Origin of the sequence: Pseudoalteromonas sp. SR44-5 (assembly GCF_014163675.1) — a bacterium.
GTDB lineage: Bacteria > Pseudomonadota > Gammaproteobacteria > Enterobacterales > Alteromonadaceae > Pseudoalteromonas > Pseudoalteromonas rhizosphaerae.
The window spans coordinates 1-15,711 of sequence record NZ_JACJDT010000065.1 but is presented as its reverse complement, the minus strand read 5'-3'; the positions used below and the strand labels follow the sequence as shown (position 1 = coordinate 15,711).

Below are 15,711 nucleotides of genomic sequence, written 5' to 3'. Positions count from 1 at the left end.
GAAGAAGCGCAATGGCTTGAATCAATTCAACGTTTCAGGCAGCAGTACTCAAATTTTGCAGGCAGCAAACAACGGTTAAAGCAGCAAGCCGCCAGCAACGATGTAAAATGGTACAAAGGCGCAGGATGAACAGTTGCATCTTGATTGGTTTGTTTAAAAAACACGATATTAAATAAAGTGATGACCTAGCTTTGCCTTTTTTTCCTAAAATTGCTTTCCAAGCAACTCAACTCTAAGTTCTGTAACTAACACTAACAGTGTGCAAAAAAATAATGATACGGTTACCCACGACGGGAGAGGTGCTAAATCTTCTGACCAAAAATATGTCTGTCCTTTTTATTTTGTTAGACAAAGTGACGGCCTAGCTTTGCCTAAAATTGCTTTCCAAGCAACTCACCTCTAAGTTCTGTAACTAACACTAACAGTGTGCAAAAAAATAATGATACGGTTACCCACGACGGGAGAGGTGCTAAATCTTCTGACCAAAATATATGTCTGTCCTTTTTATTTTGTCTAAAAAAACAAGATATTAGACAAAGTGACGGCCTAGCTTTGCCTTTTTTTCCTAAAATTGCTTTCCAAGCAACTCAACTCTAAGTTCTGTAACTAACACTAACAGTGTGCAAAAAAATAATGATACGGTTACCCACGACGGGAGAGGTGCTAAATCTTCTGACCAAAAATATGTCTGTCCTTTTTATTTTGTCAAGATTACTCTCGCAATGCAAAATTATAAACATACTGGGCTGTTAAAATATGTTCCTAAGAAATCTACTCATTGGACTAACAATAGTGTTCGCTTGGTTGCCAACTACCTTTCTAATGATTATTGGTGGACTTTATTTCCTAACAAGTATTGTAACTATTTTCTTTGTACCACTTAGTCTTACTTTGCAATGGTTGTTACCACTGGTTGGGGGGATTTTGGGGTATTTAGCTCTAACTTCTTTAAGTTGGGGGTTGAATATAGCACTAAAAAAAAGATTAATATTTCTAATTTTAGGCGTAGTTTCTTTGCTCTATGTGTATTGGTTGAGCTGCAATTATCAAGGAGAAATTGTTAGCTTAAGTTTAAGCTGGTATAAATTATTTATAATTGGAGGTCCGCTATTTTTTAGTGTTCTCCATATCCTCCTTCACCTTTTATGGTTGAAAAAATCAGCATAATGTTTTCTGGTATGTATGTTTTAGTACAAGCACAATAAACCCTAAACGTAACACCAATTCATAAAACGTGCAGATACCATTGCGAACCACGATTGGTGTCAATAAATATTCTAATATTTATATGTTTGAAATACTATTTTGGGGAAGGGAGTTATGAAAATTTTATTAAAACAAAACAAGTTAGCTAGTGTTAAGCTGTTTCATAGTTTTGTCACTAGAACGTTATTTTGTGGCATGTTTGCTTACTATCTTGTTGAAATCTCAAAAGCCGCATTTTTAACGCAACTTGGATATATCGCCTTGTTTTGTGCATTATCACTTGATAAGTGAATACTTTATGTCAAAGCCAAAAAAGTCAGTGGCAGTTGCGATTGATGGCGATGTTTTGATTGTATTGGGTGCATGTATAAGTATTACCGAGATCAGTGAAATTTTATATGTACAAACGAAAAGGTTTGAACATACAGTAAGGTTTCGTTTTAAAAATCAGACCTATCAAGATTTTGAATTAGCTTCTCCTGACTTAATTGAAGATCTACGCTTTTACAATTTTCTAGTTGAAAATCAATTACCAGTTAAGATGCTAGATAGTTGTGAGCGTGTTACTTAGCATCTCAACATAACAAATTGTTCAATAGTTATTCTGCACGTGTTGCATTTTTACTATGCGTTCGGTTTAGTGGTTAAGGTGGTATGCAGACGCTTTGGTATTGCATGCCTCACACCTTAACAAGGTGTTGAGGCTGTAGAATTACTATTTTCTAAGAATAACAGCTTGTTTTATGGGTTCCAAAATGCATTACCTAATGCTTTAAAAACGCTTAGAGTTAATTCAGAAGCTCGATTTTTTAATTGAATTTGGCTGTAGGAGTTACTCTACAGCCTTGTTTGGCATTCAAGGGGGAGTATGATTAAATTTAAAGTAGTTAGCATAATTACAGCAGCTATTGCATTCACTTTGTGTTTGGTTCTTATACTTATTCCGGAAGTATTATTTATGTTGTTTAATATTGATGAAAATAACTCTGCTTTCTTTATCGGTAGAAGGGCTGCAATGTTATTTCTCGGAATATCAGTGTTTAGTTGGTTTGGCCGAAATGCTGAGCATTCAGAATCTAGGCAGGCTATATGTTTGAGTCTTTCCGTTTCTATGTTTGCATTGGCTTTTCTTGGTAGTGTTGAATATTTACGTGGATTTGCTGGTATAGGTATTTTACTGGCAGTTATTACGGAGGCTAGTATTGCCTTGCTGTATTATAAAATATGGTTAAGTTGTAATAATGTCTAACAAGGTCTTAAACATAAATTTAGAATCCGAGTTGGGCTTACAAAAAACAGAGATTACTCATGGTTAACGTATATTTATTTACAGATGATTATGACCGACTATTTAATTTTTATCATAAGACTTTAAAATTTAAGGATCTGGACTGTGTTCTAACCTTTCCTGAAAATGATAATGCCGGAATATGGCTATTAAATTCACACGGAAATCCTACCGGATTGAGCTATTTCGGCTATGAAGTAAAAACTAACTTTTTATCCTATTGCGATAGCCTTATTTCACTTGGCGTAAAATTTGAAATGGTTTGGAGTCAGCCAAGTGGATATGTAGCAAGGTTCTTTGATTCTGATGGAAATACGATTCAAATTACATCTGAATGCTTTGATGATACTAATGAGGTAGACACTAGCAATTGGGGTTTCTTTAATGCTATCAAATAATTGCATAAAATCGTAAATAAAAAATGAGTTCTTAGCTCCATAAAAATGCTTAATTACTATAATGACGAACCAAGGAGAAACTAGTAAAAAATTGAATCAAAAGATTAATTTGATTATGGTTGTTCAGCAGTAAAATAAATTTAAAACGAGTCATTTTTTAGGCTCGTTAGTTTCATTTATGTAGCCTTCACTTTTTAACTAGGTGGGGAAACTACTTTTTATGAGCTGTATTTATCTAAAATTTCTCCATAAATAATAGGGTTAATGGGATATCAATGTACTCTCAAGAGTTTAAAACTGAGCTTAAAAAGTGTAATATTTTTAAAATTAAAAGTCCCAAAGGTGGGCACTATAACGACCGTTTTGAACTTAATGCTATTATTGAAGCAGAAAATGAAGCTCAGTTGTTAAATTATTTAGAACGGTTAGGCGTTTGTCATACCGTCCATAATGAAGAACCTAAACAATGGTGCCCACCGCCAATAGTATTAAATGGCACAAAAAAATGGATTGAATATAATGCCCAATGTGAATGTTTTGGCTATAAAACTTATGTGCATATAGGAACTACCAACCTTACAATTGAGTTTAATTTTAATTCCGACAATCTCTATGAAGTATCAATTAATGATTTAAAAAGAGCTGTAGAATTTGAAAAGACATTAAAATTAAATGGCTTTGTCTCTTAAGGTAACCAAGCTTATCGATTAACGTTAAGTTACAAGAAAGAGGTCATCTTCTTAAAACTAACAACGTATACGGATTGTTCTTTCGCCATAGGAATTACTAATATTTCAGGTCGCGTCGGCGGAAAAATTATAAATTAACAAACCCATCTACTTCTATTTGTTTGTTGGGTCTAAAATGGTTTTCGTATTGAAGGTGTAAAATGCCTAGGCTAACTAATAAAATGCTTGATGAAATGCAGGAAAATGTAGTGGATTTTGAACTGATTTTTGGTATTGATAATCCCAATTACTTGCCTTACTGGACTGCTTATATGAGAAATGACGAGCGCAGACAGTTCTTATTAAATGAAGGCTCAACATTTTTAGATTTTAATAAGGAAATGCTCGAACATGATTTTGATTGGTTGCAATGGGAAGCAACCACTTGAAAATAAAGCACAATGAAAGACATGATAGTAGTACAGTTTTTTAATGTTAAACAACTTCATAGTCTCGTTAATTTTTAAATCGCTTATGTGAATTGCGCGCCCAACTTTTGACTTACACGGGCGCATCTTGGGCATATTTGGTAGGCAGCAAATAAAAAGCTGAGCTTAATGGGACTCAAAGTGAGCTCTCTAAACTGATAAAATATAACCAATAATCTTCGAGTGGCGATTACATTGCACAAATATATGATTTATCTTACACATAAGGCTTCAGATTGCTCGGTAAATGGTAATGGTAATTCACATTTATAATTCCCCCCCATAGCATTTATTTCAAATGCTAAGTTATTACCTTGCCAATTAAAGTTTTCAAACCACCAGTTGCCGTCTTTTCCTATAAGATCAATGATTGAGTCGTCCGTTTTATTTATGGCACTACAAACATGTTTAATGTTTGTTGGGCCATCAAATAGGGATGTACTGTAATGCTCAATGGTAAAACATGGGTTCATTTCAGAATTATTAAGAATAAGACGAAACAGACCTTCTGCTTCTTTTACATTGCCAAACTCTATATGTTTAACAGCAGGAGGGATGACAACCTCATTCTTTTTTACCGCTTTTTGGTGCTCTGCTTTAACGTCTTCTTCCTTTTTGGGTTTGTTTTTTAGCTCACAACTAATCGTCATATTTGACAGTTCTATAGTACAAGCTTGATCAGCCCAATAGGCAGCAACAAAGAAATATAATCGGTGACCTGAAAAATTAATATCAAAAGGGTAGATGTTAGGATCATCAGCTAAATTAATGCCTTTGGTGATCTGACAAAAGCGGACCTCTTTATGGGTTGTTAGGTTTTTAACCTGAATACAAGGAGCGCCATTTTTTATATAAGCGGCAAACTCCGGTTGCTGATCATCTCTGAAGTTGTCTGTTGCATAGAACTTATATTGACTAATGTCATCGGCTTTAGCGACACTGGCGATGAGTAAAATAAGTAACACACATATCTTTTTCATTTTTTATAAGCCTTATAGCTAATCAGGGGTTTTTATAAAAAAACGGAACAACACTTTAACTATTTTAAAGGTTTTTGCAATAGAGTTGTTATGGTGGGTATTTTGAAAGACTAATAATTTATGTCATATCTTTGATAGTTAATGGGCGTCTCTTATTTCACTAGGTAGTTTGGAGTTGTAATTATTTGGTTCATATTAAAAAACACCAAATCACACTAACCACTTCAAAAGCCGTTAATCACTAAACGATTGAATCAAAATAGGAATTCGGCTATGGTTGATACAATAATAAAAATAAATTAAAAACGAGTTATTCTACAGATTCATTAGGGCTTACTAAAAACAGTTGCAAGGATGGTGAAATGGTTAGGTTTTATCTGGTTCTTACTTTATTAGGAATTTTACTTCCTTATGGCGCCTTTGTTCCTTGGCTAGTTACAAATGGTTTAGATCTTGGTCTCTTGTTTAATGACGCGGTGACAAATTCTATCAGCGTATTTGCTTGGCTTGATGTTGTAGTGTCTGCAGTTGTTTTGTTGGGTTTTATCATTGTCGATGGTCGCAGAAATAAAGTGACATATCGATATTTTGCTGTGCTGGGCACGTTGTTTGTGGGTGTGTCGTTTGGGCTTCCACTTTATCTTTACCTCAAAGAAAAGCAGTCCCTTGAATCACAGCCCTAACAAATAAGTTATGGCGTCAATAGCTATCTTCAAGTATCTGGCGCTTTCCGCATTTTACTACTTACTAGCACTGAATTTAAAATCGCCATCATTTTCCAGATGTAAGCAATGAGACGTAGTTACTGGTGTTAGCCCTATTTTTAGCGCTATTGGTACTTCAATGGTGTTATTTATTTAGATACTAATACCATTTATAGAGCTTTGTATTATGAATATTAAATGTAAAAAGCAGACAGAGCTTTTTTACTTTTATAAATACCATGCAACTGGTCGGATCTGAAAAAGGCGTTAATTAAAGTAAAAAGCCTTTTTAAAATCTAAAACATAAGATTACACATTCATGGCTTTTTGTTTCCTAGCGCTATCTATTTTATGCGTTTTTCCATTTTGTAAGATAGTAATTTTGCGCCAACCAATTTGGCAATACTTGCTGCTGCTAAGTGTTATAACTGCCTATCATCAGGAATATATAAACTTATACGCAGTTGTTGTTATTGTGTTTTATTTAGGCTTATTGCACTTTTCGGTATCTGCAACCTCTGCGTTAATACGCAGTATCTTAACGCCTTTGTTTGTAATAGCCTCACTTGGTTTAGCCTTACATTGGTTCCCCGGTTTTAATAACCAGCCTATTGTTGTTAATGAACAGCTTACTAGCAATGCGATTGCATTTACCCTGTATGCTAATTTCGATAAAGCATTAGCGGGTTTGATGCTGAGCGCTTATTTTTTTACAAAAAATAAAACGCTAAAACCAATAAGGGTAGGGCATCCATTTTCGATTATTGCCATCACGATTTTAGCTGCACTCATCACTGCTTTAATATTGGGCCTTATGGAGTTTGCACCTAAAGTACCCGAATTTTGGTTTTTATTTATAGCAATTAATCTATTTTTTACCTGCGTTGCAGAAGAGGCGTTATTTAGAGGGATAATACAAACTAAGCTTTCGAAAGTGATAACCTCGGCTCGGTTTGCATTACTAGCGCCTGTGATCTCTACTGGTTTATTTTCACTCGCACACTTTTCAGCTGGAGCTAGTTACATGCTAGTGGCAGCTGTTGCAGGTTTTGGCTATGGATACATTTTTTATAAAACTCAGCGTTTAGAGTGGGCTATTTTATGCCATTGGCTCGTTAATGTGTTTCACTTTTTCTTATTTACTTACCCTATGCTTGCAACACCCTCTTATTAAATAACTATATGCTATCAAGTACTGATGGTGTTATTTGTGTATTACCTTAATAAACTTCCCCTCTGCTATTGGTTTATATTGGGCAACATCAAGTGGTACAAGTTTATTACAATCTTTATTACTCAATAATTACTTTCAAAATAAAACAGCCGTTAAAACTATTTAGTTTTAACGTATGAAAATAATATTTTTTGGCTGTTTCAATAGCCTAAAAAGTAATTGGACTATTGAAAAGCTTATGAGCAGGGGTTAATAAATGACTGCCTTTACTGTTCATTTTTCAAATTAGCTGGTTCTAATAAACTAAACGTCGGTAAGCGCCATTTGAAGCGTACCGATGCCATGCGTATTAAATACCCTACAACTAGGCTTGTAATAACGCTGATGTTGTCATCAATGTTGTAGTGGTGTAGTGCTAGATATAAACAAGCTACAATCAGCGCTACGCTGGCGTAAAGCTCATGATGTAATACTAGCGGCGCTTGGCGACAAATTAAATCACGTAATAATCCACCAAATACGCCGGTAACAATAGCAGCGACTACACAAATACCATAGTGCAAACCCATATTAAGCCCCACTTGGCAGCCAATAATACTAAATGCGGCAAGCCCAAGGGCATCTAAACGCATAAAAATGCCTTTAAATTTAACCACCCATTTTGCAAGCCAAGTTGTAATAATACCGGCAACGCAGGTGATCAATAAATATTCTGGATGTTTTACCCAAGTTAAAGGGTAATTGCCAAGTAAAATATCGCGTACGCTGCCACCACCAATTGCTGTGGCACTGGCTACTAACATAACCCCAAACCAATCCATGTTTCTGCGCCCAGCACTCAGCGCACCGGTCATGGCTTCGGCTGTAATACCAATAATATAAACAATAGTTAATAGCATAAGATATTCACTTGAATTTTTAAGAGCAAAAATAAAAGTGCGATTGTAGAGAGAAACTAATAAAAAGACGAGTGAGAAATTACACTAAAAACGCTCAGTTTCAGATAAAAAAAACTAATGTGAAATCAATGTGTGAATTGGCTGTTAATAGTACGTTGACCTAGCGTGTAATTATAAAAAAATAAGGACAAAAGACCGTAAATAATGTAATAAAATATATGTAGTTAGCTGGAACCTCGTGCAATTAGTCGCGGTGTTAGTAGGGTGCTTTGTACTTGTTCACCACGAATTAGTTTTAGTAAGTTTTCAACTAGCATTTGTCCTGCTATTGTGGTGTTTTGCTCTATGGTTGTGAGTGGCGGGTTTACATAGCTGGCAATCGAAATATTATCAAAACCTATCACGGCTACATCTTTCGGCACGTTAATATTGGCTTCTTTTAAAGCGCGTATTGCACCTATAGCAATCAGATCGCTAGCTGCGAAAAGGGCATTAAAGGTAATATTGTTGGCAATAAGCGAACGTGTGGCATGATAACCAGACTCTTCGGTCGAAATCGCATTCGCTATTTTTCGCTCGCTTAAGGTAATAGCATGTTGTTTTAACTTGTCTTTAAAGCCATTAAAACGGGCAAAAAATTCAGGGCTATGATCAGATGCATCACCAATAAATGCGCAATCAGTTCGGTTATGCGCCAATAAATGCTCAGCAGCAAGTTGGCCGCCGCCATAGTTATCACAGCTAATTGTTAAATCGGCACGATTATCTACCGTTGCTCCCCAACAAACAAATTTGGTGTTTTGTTCAAGCAAGGTATTAAATTTAGGCTGAAAATCAATGTAATCGCCATAACCTAATAAAATAATACCATCAGCACGGTGACTGTCTTCGTAGTCCGCTTGCCAATCTGAGCTTGCAGATTGAAACGATACCAATAAGTCATACCCTTCTTTTGCGCAAGCACGCGTTATGCTGCCGAGCATCGCTAAAAAGAACGGATTGATTTGTGATTCATCTGCTGTGGGATCTTCAAACAGTAACAAAGCCAATGTACTACTTTGTTGAGTTCGAAGGTTACTCGCATTTTTGTCGACTTTATAGTTAAGCTGTTTGGCTACCTCAAAAACACGTTTGCGGGTTTCTTCATTAACCAATGGACTGTTGCGCAAGGCGCGCGAGACAGTGGATTGTGATACCCCTGCGTAGTGTGCAATGTCAAACGATGTAGCTTTACCTTTCATACACAACCTAACTATTTCAAGTAACTAAAGTGCAAATAACTCGTGTTATTCTCGTTTATTTGCTGATTTTTACAAGCTATTTATCAGTAATTTATCAGTAATTTATCAGTAATTTAAAATTTTTATTGATCCAACCCTGACACCGGTGTCATAATGCGGGTGTTTTATCATTTTGTTGTCAAAACGTATTGGCTGCCCATTTAGTTGGGCAGCATTTTTTTATACTAGAGTAACTACTTTGAGGTGATAGCTCAAAGTTTATCTCATAGCGATAGCAAGACCATTGAAATTACAATAATAAGCACGGTTATAGCTAAGTATATAAACCGCTTAGACAAAAGAGAAAACACGATGAACTCCAAGCCAAATTCAGAATTCGATCCTATCTTAGTGGCCGACATCGGCGGCACTAATGCCCGTTTTGCTTTAATTACTGCTTTTAACCTACAAGAAAAACAATTCGTTATTGAGCATAATATCATTTTTCCCAGTGCCAATTTTGGTTCATTGGAAGCGGCAATAACGCATTATTTATCTCAAGTTAGTCATATTCAACCTCGACGCGCGTGTTTAGCCGTGGCTGGACCGATAAAAGCAGGCCAAGTACATTTAACTAATTTAGGTTGGCACTTTAGTGTCGAACAAGTAAAAGCTGAGTTTAATTTAGCTCAACTGGAAGTGATCAACGATTTTGCTGCGTTTGCCTATGCAGCACCTTATTTAGATCCACAACAAAACATTGCAGTTAAAGCAGGACAAGCCGATACTGATGCAAATATTGCAGTCATGGGTCCGGGCACTGGTTTTGGTGCGGCGTGTTTAGTGCGTACTAGCCAATCACGTGCTGTTTTGAGTTGTGAAGGTGGGCATATAACATTGGCATCAGTGAGTGAATTAGATACTCAGCTGATCATCGAGTTACGTAAGCTATTGCCACATGTATCGGTCGAAACAGTATTTTCAGGGCCGGGTATTGCTCATTTGTATCAAGCCATGGCGGCTGTAAAAGGTGTCGATGCTAAGAATTTAACCGCTGCACAAATTAGCGAATTAGCAAATAGTGGTGAATGTGCCATTTGCGATGCTACGTTAAATCAATTTTGTGATTGGATTGGCAGTGTCGCAGGCGATTTAGCACTGGCATTTGGTGCGTTAGGTGGTGTGTATATTGGTGGCGGTATTTTACCGCGTATGCAAGCTCGTTTACTTGCTAGTCGTTTTGTTGAGCGTTTTGGTGCTAAAGGGATCATGTCGCAGTATGTGAGCCAAATACCAGTGACGTTAGTCACACAAGATAATATTCCACTTATTGGTGCTGCTGCATGTTTGCACGTCAATGAGCAGTCATAATACATCGCTCATAGGGGTGTTATTGGGAAGGTTGGATGAAGAAAGTTACAATAAATAGTGTTGCAAGTTATGCCGGGGTCTCTAAAAAAACCGTGTCTCGGGTTTTAAATAATGAACCTAATGTTAGTGATGCAACCCGTGAAAAAGTTCTTAAGGTTTTTAAAGAGCTAGATTACACTCCTAACCCGATCGCCAGAGGTTTGGCGCAAAATCGTAGTTTTATTATTGGTTGCATTTACGATAACCCGAGTAAAAGTTATATCACTCGGGTGCAAACTGGTGCGCTTGCTGCGTGTCAAGAAAACAACTATAACTTGTTGATCCACCCATGTGATTTACGTGGTGATGCGTTGATCAGTAATATTGAGCATTTACTACAATCTTCTCGTCTTGATGGCTTGGTATTGACGCCGCCATTTTCAGATTTTAAGGTATTAGTCGATTTTCTCAAAAGTAAAAAAATTCCGTATGCACGAGTTGCATCAGCAGTGCTTGAAGACGATTCAATTTCAGTACGCAGTAATGATGAGCAGGGCGCATTTGAGATCACTGAGCACTTAATTAAGCTTGGCCATAAAGCGATCGCGTTTATTAAAGGCCACCCAGATCACAGTGCCACTGAGCAGCGTTTCAAAGGTTATCGCAGAGCGCTTAGTACGCACGGCATTGAATTTAATGAACGTTTGGTTGAAGAGGGTAACTTTAGTTATCATTCTGGGGTCGATAGTGCGCGCAGCATTTTAGATTTAACCCCACGTCCAACCGCCGTATTTGCATCAAATGATTACATGGCTGCGGCGGTATTAAAATTGGCAACACAACGTCAATTTAAAGTACCCGATGATATTTCTATCGCGGGTTTTGATAATGCGCCAATTGCTCGTCATATTTGGCCTGGTCTTACTACCATAGCGCAACCGGTTGAAGAAATGACCAAACAAGCGGTTACTAAACTGATTGAGCATATTGGTGATCCGCAAGAGCAACCGTATCAGGTTACGCTTGAAGCGCGATTAATCACACGCGAGTCTACCGCACAAGTTAGATAAAGGCTTTTCACAGTTGCCCGAGTTTGAGTGACGCTTACTCGGGCATTTTTTTGCTTAACAAAGCAGTCTGCATGTTGTTGCTATCTGGGTTTTTTTATCCGCTCATAGGTACTTACGATTGATATCATTTAGATTATAAAAAGATATTATAATCAATAAATTAAAGTAAAAAATCCTCACATTTTCTAGCACTCCAGCAACACAATTTAGCGACCAAGCTAGATCCCCTAATGAAAAATTATTTTCGTTCATTATTTGGTCATTTAAAATATTTAAACTAAATTTATAGGATAGGGTTGACACCGGTGTCACAGTCATGCGTTAATACAGTGACACCGGTGTCAGGTTGATTGTGAGAGACAACCTGCCAACGTATACCTTTGAACGGGTAAATCAAAGATGCTCAGTGCAAGTTCATTCGTGGAGTATGCACTTGCCACTGAGCCTTTATCCTCTAACCTTAGAGATGAGTCGAATTTTATGTTACATCCTCGTATTCAAGAAGTCACCGAACGCGTCATTGAACGCAGTAAAGCTACTCGCCAAGCCTATTTAGAACGCATCAATCATGCAAAAAAACAAACAAGAGTTCGTTCTGGTTTAGGTTGTGGCAATATCGCCCATGTTATGGCTGCGTGTAGCAGTGACGATAAAGCACGTTTAAAAGCTGATGAGCAGCCAAACTTAGCGATTATCAATTCATATAACGATATGCTATCTGCGCACGTGCCATACAAAGATTATCCAGATTTAATTAAAGACATTGCTACAAAGTACGATGCCACAGCTCAAGTTGCAGGCGGCGTGCCAGCCATGTGTGATGGCGTAACTCAGGGCCGTGATGGCATGGAGTTATCGCTTTTTTCTCGTGATGTAATTGCGATGTCGACAGTTATTTCATTATCACACGATGTGTTTGATGGCGTATTTTGCTTAGGCGTGTGTGACAAAATTGTCCCTGGTCTATTAATTGGTGCTTTATCATTTGGTCATCTACCGGTGTACTTTTTGCCAGCAGGCCCGATGCAGTCAGGCATTCCAAATAAAGAAAAAGCCCGTATTCGTCAAAAGTTTGCTCAAGGCTTAGTAAGCCGTGATGAGCTTTTAGAAGCGGAGAGTGCGTCTTATCACAGCGCGGGTACTTGTACGTTTTACGGTACTGCAAACAGTAACCAAATGTTGATGGAAATTATGGGCTTGCACCTTCCTGGTAGCTCGTTCATCAATCCATATACAGAATTGCGTGATGGTTTAACCGGTAATGCGGTAGAAACCATGCTTAAACAATTGATTCAAAGTAAAGATGCCAATTGCTTAGCGGATGTTGTAACTGAAAAAACCATTATTAATGGTTTAGTTGGTTTGTTAGCAACCGGTGGCTCTACGAATCATGCAATTCACTTAGTGGCAATTGCCAAAGCGGCAGGTGTTGAGCTGACATGGAAAGATATGTCGGATTTATCAGAAGTGGTGCCACTACTAACACGTATTTATCCAAATGGTTCTGCTGATGTAAATCATTTCCAAGCAGCCGGCGGCATGGGTTTCCTTATGAGAGAACTCGTTGGTGCAGGGTTCTTGCACAATGACGTTAAAACCATTGTTGGCGAAGGTCTCGAGGCGTATACCCAAGAACCACGTTTAGATACTGACAGTAACCTGATCATGACGAGCGCAACAGGCCCAAGCAAAGTTAAATGGGTACCGTGTCCAGAGAATTCATTAGACGAAGATGTACTTCGTCCAATTGACAACCCATTCAGTAAACAAGGTGGCTTACAGTTACTAACTGGTAACTTAGGTAAAGCCGTGATCAAAGTGTCTGCGGTTGCGGTTGAGCATCAAGTTGTTACAGCACCAGCAAAAGTATTTGCTTCACAAAGTGCATTACAAGAAGCCTATACACGCGGTGAGTTAAACCAAGACTTTATTGCTGTGCTAAAAGAGCAAGGTCCAAAAGCCAAAGGTATGCCTGAGCTGCATAAGCTCACGCCAGTAATGGCAACCTTGCAAGATGAAGGTTACAAAGTAGCGATCGTAACTGACGGTCGTATGTCAGGCGCATCAGGTAAAGTGCCAGCGGCAATCCACTTAGCACCAGAGGCGGTTGAAGGCGGCATTATTGCTAAGATTCAGGAAGGTGATTTAATTACTCTTGATGCACCAGCAGGTATCTTAAAAGTACATGTAAGTGATGAAGAATTAGCACAACGTGAATTACAACTTAGCGTACCTAGCTTAACGTTTGGTACGGGCCGAGAGTTGTTCACCGGATTTAGAAATATCGTAAGTAGCGCAGACATGGGCGCTAGCGCCTTTGGAATAGAATAATAATTCGCCAAACTGGGTATGAGGAACACACTATGAGCATAGAAAAAATATTATCATCGGCACCGGTAGTGCCAGTGGTGGTAATTGATAATTTAGAAGATGCAGCGCCACTAGCAAGAGCGCTGTATAACGGCGGTCTAAAAGCACTTGAAATTACACTACGTACACCGATTGCTGCAGAAGCTGTAAAGCTAATGAAAGCCGAAGTACCAGAAGCCTATGTTGGCACCGGGACTGTGGTAGATAAAGCAAGCTTTGATGCATCAGTTGCCGCAGGTGCTGATTTTATGGTGAGCCCAGGCGTAAATGATGAACTTTTAGCACTGGCAAAAGGCACTGATATTCCATTTCTACCGGGCGCCGCAACGCCAAGTGAAGTGATGAAATTAGCCAGTCACGGATTTAAGTTTTTAAAGTTCTTCCCAGCAGAAGCTGCAGGTGGAACAGCAATGCTTAAATCGATTGGTGGGCCATTACCACAAGTAACATTTTGTCCAACCGGTGGCATTAGCCTAGCAACAGCACCTAGTTATTTAGCACTTAGCAATGTTATTTGTGTTGGTGGTACCTGGATGCTAGATAAACAACTAATTGAAAATAAAGACTGGCAAGCCATTGAAGCGCTTGCTCGCCAAGCAAGTGAAGTTAAATAATTTAAGTGGAGTTTTGAAATGATTAATGTAGCAATTAATGGCTATGGCCGTATCGGTCGCAATGTTTTACGCGCGCTTTATGAGTCTGCACAAAATAATGAAATTAAAATTGTCGCAATTAACGACTTAGCACCGGCTAATGTTAATGCACATTTAACACAATATGATTCAGTGCATGGGCAATTTTCTCATAAAGTCACACTTGCTGATAACACCATGTTGATTGGCGACGACGTTATTACTCTTACCCAAGAACGCGACCCTGCTAACCTTCCATGGAAAGCATTAAACGTTGATATCGTTTTAGAATGTACGGGTTTTTTCACTAAGCGTGAAGATGCTGCAAAGCATATTACAGCGGGCGCGAAAAAAGTAATCGTTTCAGCCCCTGGTACTGATTTAGATGCAACTGTTGTTCACGGTGTAAACAGTGATGTGATCACTGCAGATAGCAACATTATTTCTAATGCTTCATGTACAACTAACTGTTTAGCACCAATTGCCAAAGCAATTAACGATACAGTCGGTATTGAGCAAGGTAGCATGACGACAATCCATGCCTACACTAATGACCAAAACTTGTCAGATGTTTATCATCCTGATCTGTATCGTGCACGAAGTGCAACGCAGTCAATGATCCCAACTAAAACCGGTGCTGCTAAAGCAGTTGGTTTAGTGTTACCTGAGCTTGCTGGTAAACTTGATGGTATGTCAGTACGTGTACCTACAATTAATGTATCACTGGTTGATTTTACGTTTATTACTAAGCGTGAAACAACGGCTACAGAAATCAATGAAATTATGAAAGCAGCATCTGTTGGGTCGATGAAAGATATTTTACAATACAACGAGTTACCGCTTGTTTCTATTGACTTTAACCATAACCCAGCGTCGTCAATCTTTGATTCTACGCAAACGAAAGCTGATGGCAAACTAGTTAAAGTGATGGCTTGGTACGATAACGAATGGGGTTTCTCAAACCGCATGTTAGACCAAGTTAAAGCGTTAGGTCAGTACTTGTAATAAGTACCACGTAAAAATTTAGCTTTATCCAACCAAGCCGCGACTATCGCGGCTTTTTTGTGTCTAGCGCTGGGCTGTAGATATGGTATTCTGCGAGCTGTTTTAGTACCAATCGACTTAAATACTTAACCATGCTAGCGAGCTAAATAAAGCGCTAACTGCGTTATAATTTTTTCAAGTAGAACAACTACATGTCAAAATTTACGCCTTGTTATCACTGTATTTATCTGTCGCTATAAATGGTCAGTAACTTAACACG

The 15,711-nt window shown here is 38.2% G+C and carries 16 protein-coding genes; 13 read left to right on the top strand and 3 right to left on the bottom strand.

Annotated elements, in window-relative coordinates; translation table 11 throughout:
* Positions 1-1,320 precede the first annotated feature (1,320 nt).
* The 6 genes from H5154_RS23460 (at position 1,321) to H5154_RS21350 (ending at position 4,009) form a co-directional block, all read left to right on the top strand.
* Positions 1,321-1,497: a hypothetical protein gene (locus tag H5154_RS23460; protein ID WP_220493316.1), complete on the top strand. Its 177-nt coding sequence runs from the start codon at positions 1,321-1,323 to the stop codon at positions 1,495-1,497.
* A 7-nt stretch (positions 1,498-1,504) separates the two neighbouring features.
* Positions 1,505-1,777: a hypothetical protein gene (locus tag H5154_RS23455; RefSeq protein ID WP_220493315.1), complete on the top strand. Its 273-nt coding sequence runs from the start codon at positions 1,505-1,507 to the stop codon at positions 1,775-1,777.
* Positions 1,778-2,074: 297 nt separating this feature from the next.
* The gene (locus tag H5154_RS21365) at positions 2,075-2,455 is read left to right on the top strand and encodes a hypothetical protein (RefSeq protein ID WP_149982415.1); all 381 of its coding nucleotides are present in this window, start codon (positions 2,075-2,077) and stop codon (positions 2,453-2,455) included.
* 59 nt (positions 2,456-2,514) lie between these two features.
* Positions 2,515-2,892 carry a VOC family protein gene (locus H5154_RS21360; RefSeq protein WP_149982414.1) on the top strand — a complete coding sequence of 126 codons (378 nt, stop codon included), beginning with the start codon at positions 2,515-2,517 and terminating at the stop codon, positions 2,890-2,892.
* A 275-nt stretch (positions 2,893-3,167) separates the two neighbouring features.
* A complete protein-coding gene (locus tag H5154_RS21355) occupies positions 3,168-3,581 on the top strand; it encodes a hypothetical protein (protein WP_182719544.1) in 414 nt (137 codons plus the stop codon).
* A gap of 200 nt (positions 3,582-3,781) precedes the next feature.
* Complete coding sequence (locus tag H5154_RS21350; RefSeq protein WP_149982412.1) at positions 3,782-4,009, top strand: hypothetical protein; 228 nt, start codon at positions 3,782-3,784, stop codon at positions 4,007-4,009.
* Between the two features lie 251 nt (positions 4,010-4,260).
* Here H5154_RS21350 and H5154_RS21345 read toward each other — a convergent pair whose 3' ends face one another.
* Positions 4,261-5,028, bottom strand: a complete 768-nt coding sequence (locus H5154_RS21345; RefSeq protein ID WP_182719543.1) for a hypothetical protein — start codon at positions 5,026-5,028, stop codon at positions 4,261-4,263.
* 362 nt (positions 5,029-5,390) lie between these two features.
* Between H5154_RS21345 and H5154_RS21340 the strand changes: the two genes are divergently transcribed.
* A complete protein-coding gene (locus H5154_RS21340; protein WP_149982410.1) occupies positions 5,391-5,711 on the top strand; it encodes a DUF2834 domain-containing protein in 321 nt (106 codons plus the stop codon).
* A gap of 340 nt (positions 5,712-6,051) precedes the next feature.
* Positions 6,052-6,906: a CPBP family intramembrane glutamic endopeptidase gene (locus tag H5154_RS21335; RefSeq protein WP_182719542.1), complete on the top strand. Its 855-nt coding sequence runs from the start codon at positions 6,052-6,054 to the stop codon at positions 6,904-6,906.
* A gap of 266 nt (positions 6,907-7,172) precedes the next feature.
* Here H5154_RS21335 and H5154_RS21330 read toward each other — a convergent pair whose 3' ends face one another.
* Both H5154_RS21330 and H5154_RS21325 read right to left on the bottom strand, forming a co-directional pair.
* Positions 7,173-7,805 (bottom strand): trimeric intracellular cation channel family protein, encoded by a 633-nt coding sequence (locus tag H5154_RS21330; RefSeq protein ID WP_145233460.1) that lies wholly within the window; start codon positions 7,803-7,805, stop codon positions 7,173-7,175.
* A 224-nt stretch (positions 7,806-8,029) separates the two neighbouring features.
* Complete coding sequence (locus tag H5154_RS21325) at positions 8,030-9,046, bottom strand: LacI family DNA-binding transcriptional regulator (protein WP_149982408.1); 1,017 nt, start codon at positions 9,044-9,046, stop codon at positions 8,030-8,032.
* 351 nt (positions 9,047-9,397) lie between these two features.
* Here H5154_RS21325 and glk point away from each other — a divergent pair, with 351 nt between their 5' ends.
* The 5 genes from glk (at position 9,398) to gap (ending at position 15,452) form a co-directional block, all read left to right on the top strand.
* Positions 9,398-10,396 (top strand): glucokinase, encoded by a 999-nt coding sequence (gene glk / locus H5154_RS21320; RefSeq protein ID WP_145233464.1) that lies wholly within the window; start codon positions 9,398-9,400, stop codon positions 10,394-10,396.
* Between the two features lie 35 nt (positions 10,397-10,431).
* The gene (locus H5154_RS21315) at positions 10,432-11,445 is read left to right on the top strand and encodes a LacI family DNA-binding transcriptional regulator (protein WP_145233466.1); all 1,014 of its coding nucleotides are present in this window, start codon (positions 10,432-10,434) and stop codon (positions 11,443-11,445) included.
* A gap of 480 nt (positions 11,446-11,925) precedes the next feature.
* Positions 11,926-13,776 (top strand): phosphogluconate dehydratase, encoded by a 1,851-nt coding sequence (edd, locus tag H5154_RS21310; protein ID WP_182719541.1) that lies wholly within the window; start codon positions 11,926-11,928, stop codon positions 13,774-13,776.
* Between the two features lie 32 nt (positions 13,777-13,808).
* Positions 13,809-14,429: a bifunctional 4-hydroxy-2-oxoglutarate aldolase/2-dehydro-3-deoxy-phosphogluconate aldolase gene (gene eda, locus H5154_RS21305; RefSeq protein WP_145233470.1), complete on the top strand. Its 621-nt coding sequence runs from the start codon at positions 13,809-13,811 to the stop codon at positions 14,427-14,429.
* An 18-nt stretch (positions 14,430-14,447) separates the two neighbouring features.
* Positions 14,448-15,452 carry a type I glyceraldehyde-3-phosphate dehydrogenase gene (gene gap, locus H5154_RS21300; RefSeq protein WP_145233472.1) on the top strand — a complete coding sequence of 335 codons (1,005 nt, stop codon included), beginning with the start codon at positions 14,448-14,450 and terminating at the stop codon, positions 15,450-15,452.
* Positions 15,453-15,711: the final 259 nt, after the last annotated feature.

Excerpts from the sequence above, each read along its gene's own strand:
- gap (WP_145233472.1), top strand. The coding sequence starts at position 14,448 with ATGATTAATGTAGCAATTAATGGCTATGGCCGTATCGGTCGCAATGTT.
- H5154_RS21335 (WP_182719542.1), top strand. The coding sequence starts at position 6,052 with ATGGCTTTTTGTTTCCTAGCGCTATCTATTTTATGCGTTTTTCCATTT.
- H5154_RS21360 (WP_149982414.1), top strand. The coding sequence starts at position 2,515 with ATGGTTAACGTATATTTATTTACAGATGATTATGACCGACTATTTAAT.
- edd (WP_182719541.1), top strand. The coding sequence starts at position 11,926 with ATGTTACATCCTCGTATTCAAGAAGTCACCGAACGCGTCATTGAACGC.
- H5154_RS21365 (WP_149982415.1), top strand. The coding sequence starts at position 2,075 with ATGATTAAATTTAAAGTAGTTAGCATAATTACAGCAGCTATTGCATTC.
- H5154_RS23455 (WP_220493315.1), top strand. The coding sequence starts at position 1,505 with ATGTCAAAGCCAAAAAAGTCAGTGGCAGTTGCGATTGATGGCGATGTT.
- glk (WP_145233464.1), top strand. The coding sequence starts at position 9,398 with ATGAACTCCAAGCCAAATTCAGAATTCGATCCTATCTTAGTGGCCGAC.
- H5154_RS21330 (WP_145233460.1), bottom strand. The coding sequence starts at position 7,805 with ATGCTATTAACTATTGTTTATATTATTGGTATTACAGCCGAAGCCATG.
- H5154_RS21315 (WP_145233466.1), top strand. The coding sequence starts at position 10,432 with ATGAAGAAAGTTACAATAAATAGTGTTGCAAGTTATGCCGGGGTCTCT.
- H5154_RS21350 (WP_149982412.1), top strand. The coding sequence starts at position 3,782 with ATGCCTAGGCTAACTAATAAAATGCTTGATGAAATGCAGGAAAATGTA.
- eda (WP_145233470.1), top strand. The coding sequence starts at position 13,809 with ATGAGCATAGAAAAAATATTATCATCGGCACCGGTAGTGCCAGTGGTG.
- H5154_RS23460 (WP_220493316.1), top strand. The coding sequence starts at position 1,321 with ATGAAAATTTTATTAAAACAAAACAAGTTAGCTAGTGTTAAGCTGTTT.
- H5154_RS21345 (WP_182719543.1), bottom strand. The coding sequence starts at position 5,028 with ATGAAAAAGATATGTGTGTTACTTATTTTACTCATCGCCAGTGTCGCT.
- H5154_RS21355 (WP_182719544.1), top strand. The coding sequence starts at position 3,168 with ATGTACTCTCAAGAGTTTAAAACTGAGCTTAAAAAGTGTAATATTTTT.
- H5154_RS21340 (WP_149982410.1), top strand. The coding sequence starts at position 5,391 with ATGGTTAGGTTTTATCTGGTTCTTACTTTATTAGGAATTTTACTTCCT.
- H5154_RS21325 (WP_149982408.1), bottom strand. The coding sequence starts at position 9,046 with ATGAAAGGTAAAGCTACATCGTTTGACATTGCACACTACGCAGGGGTA.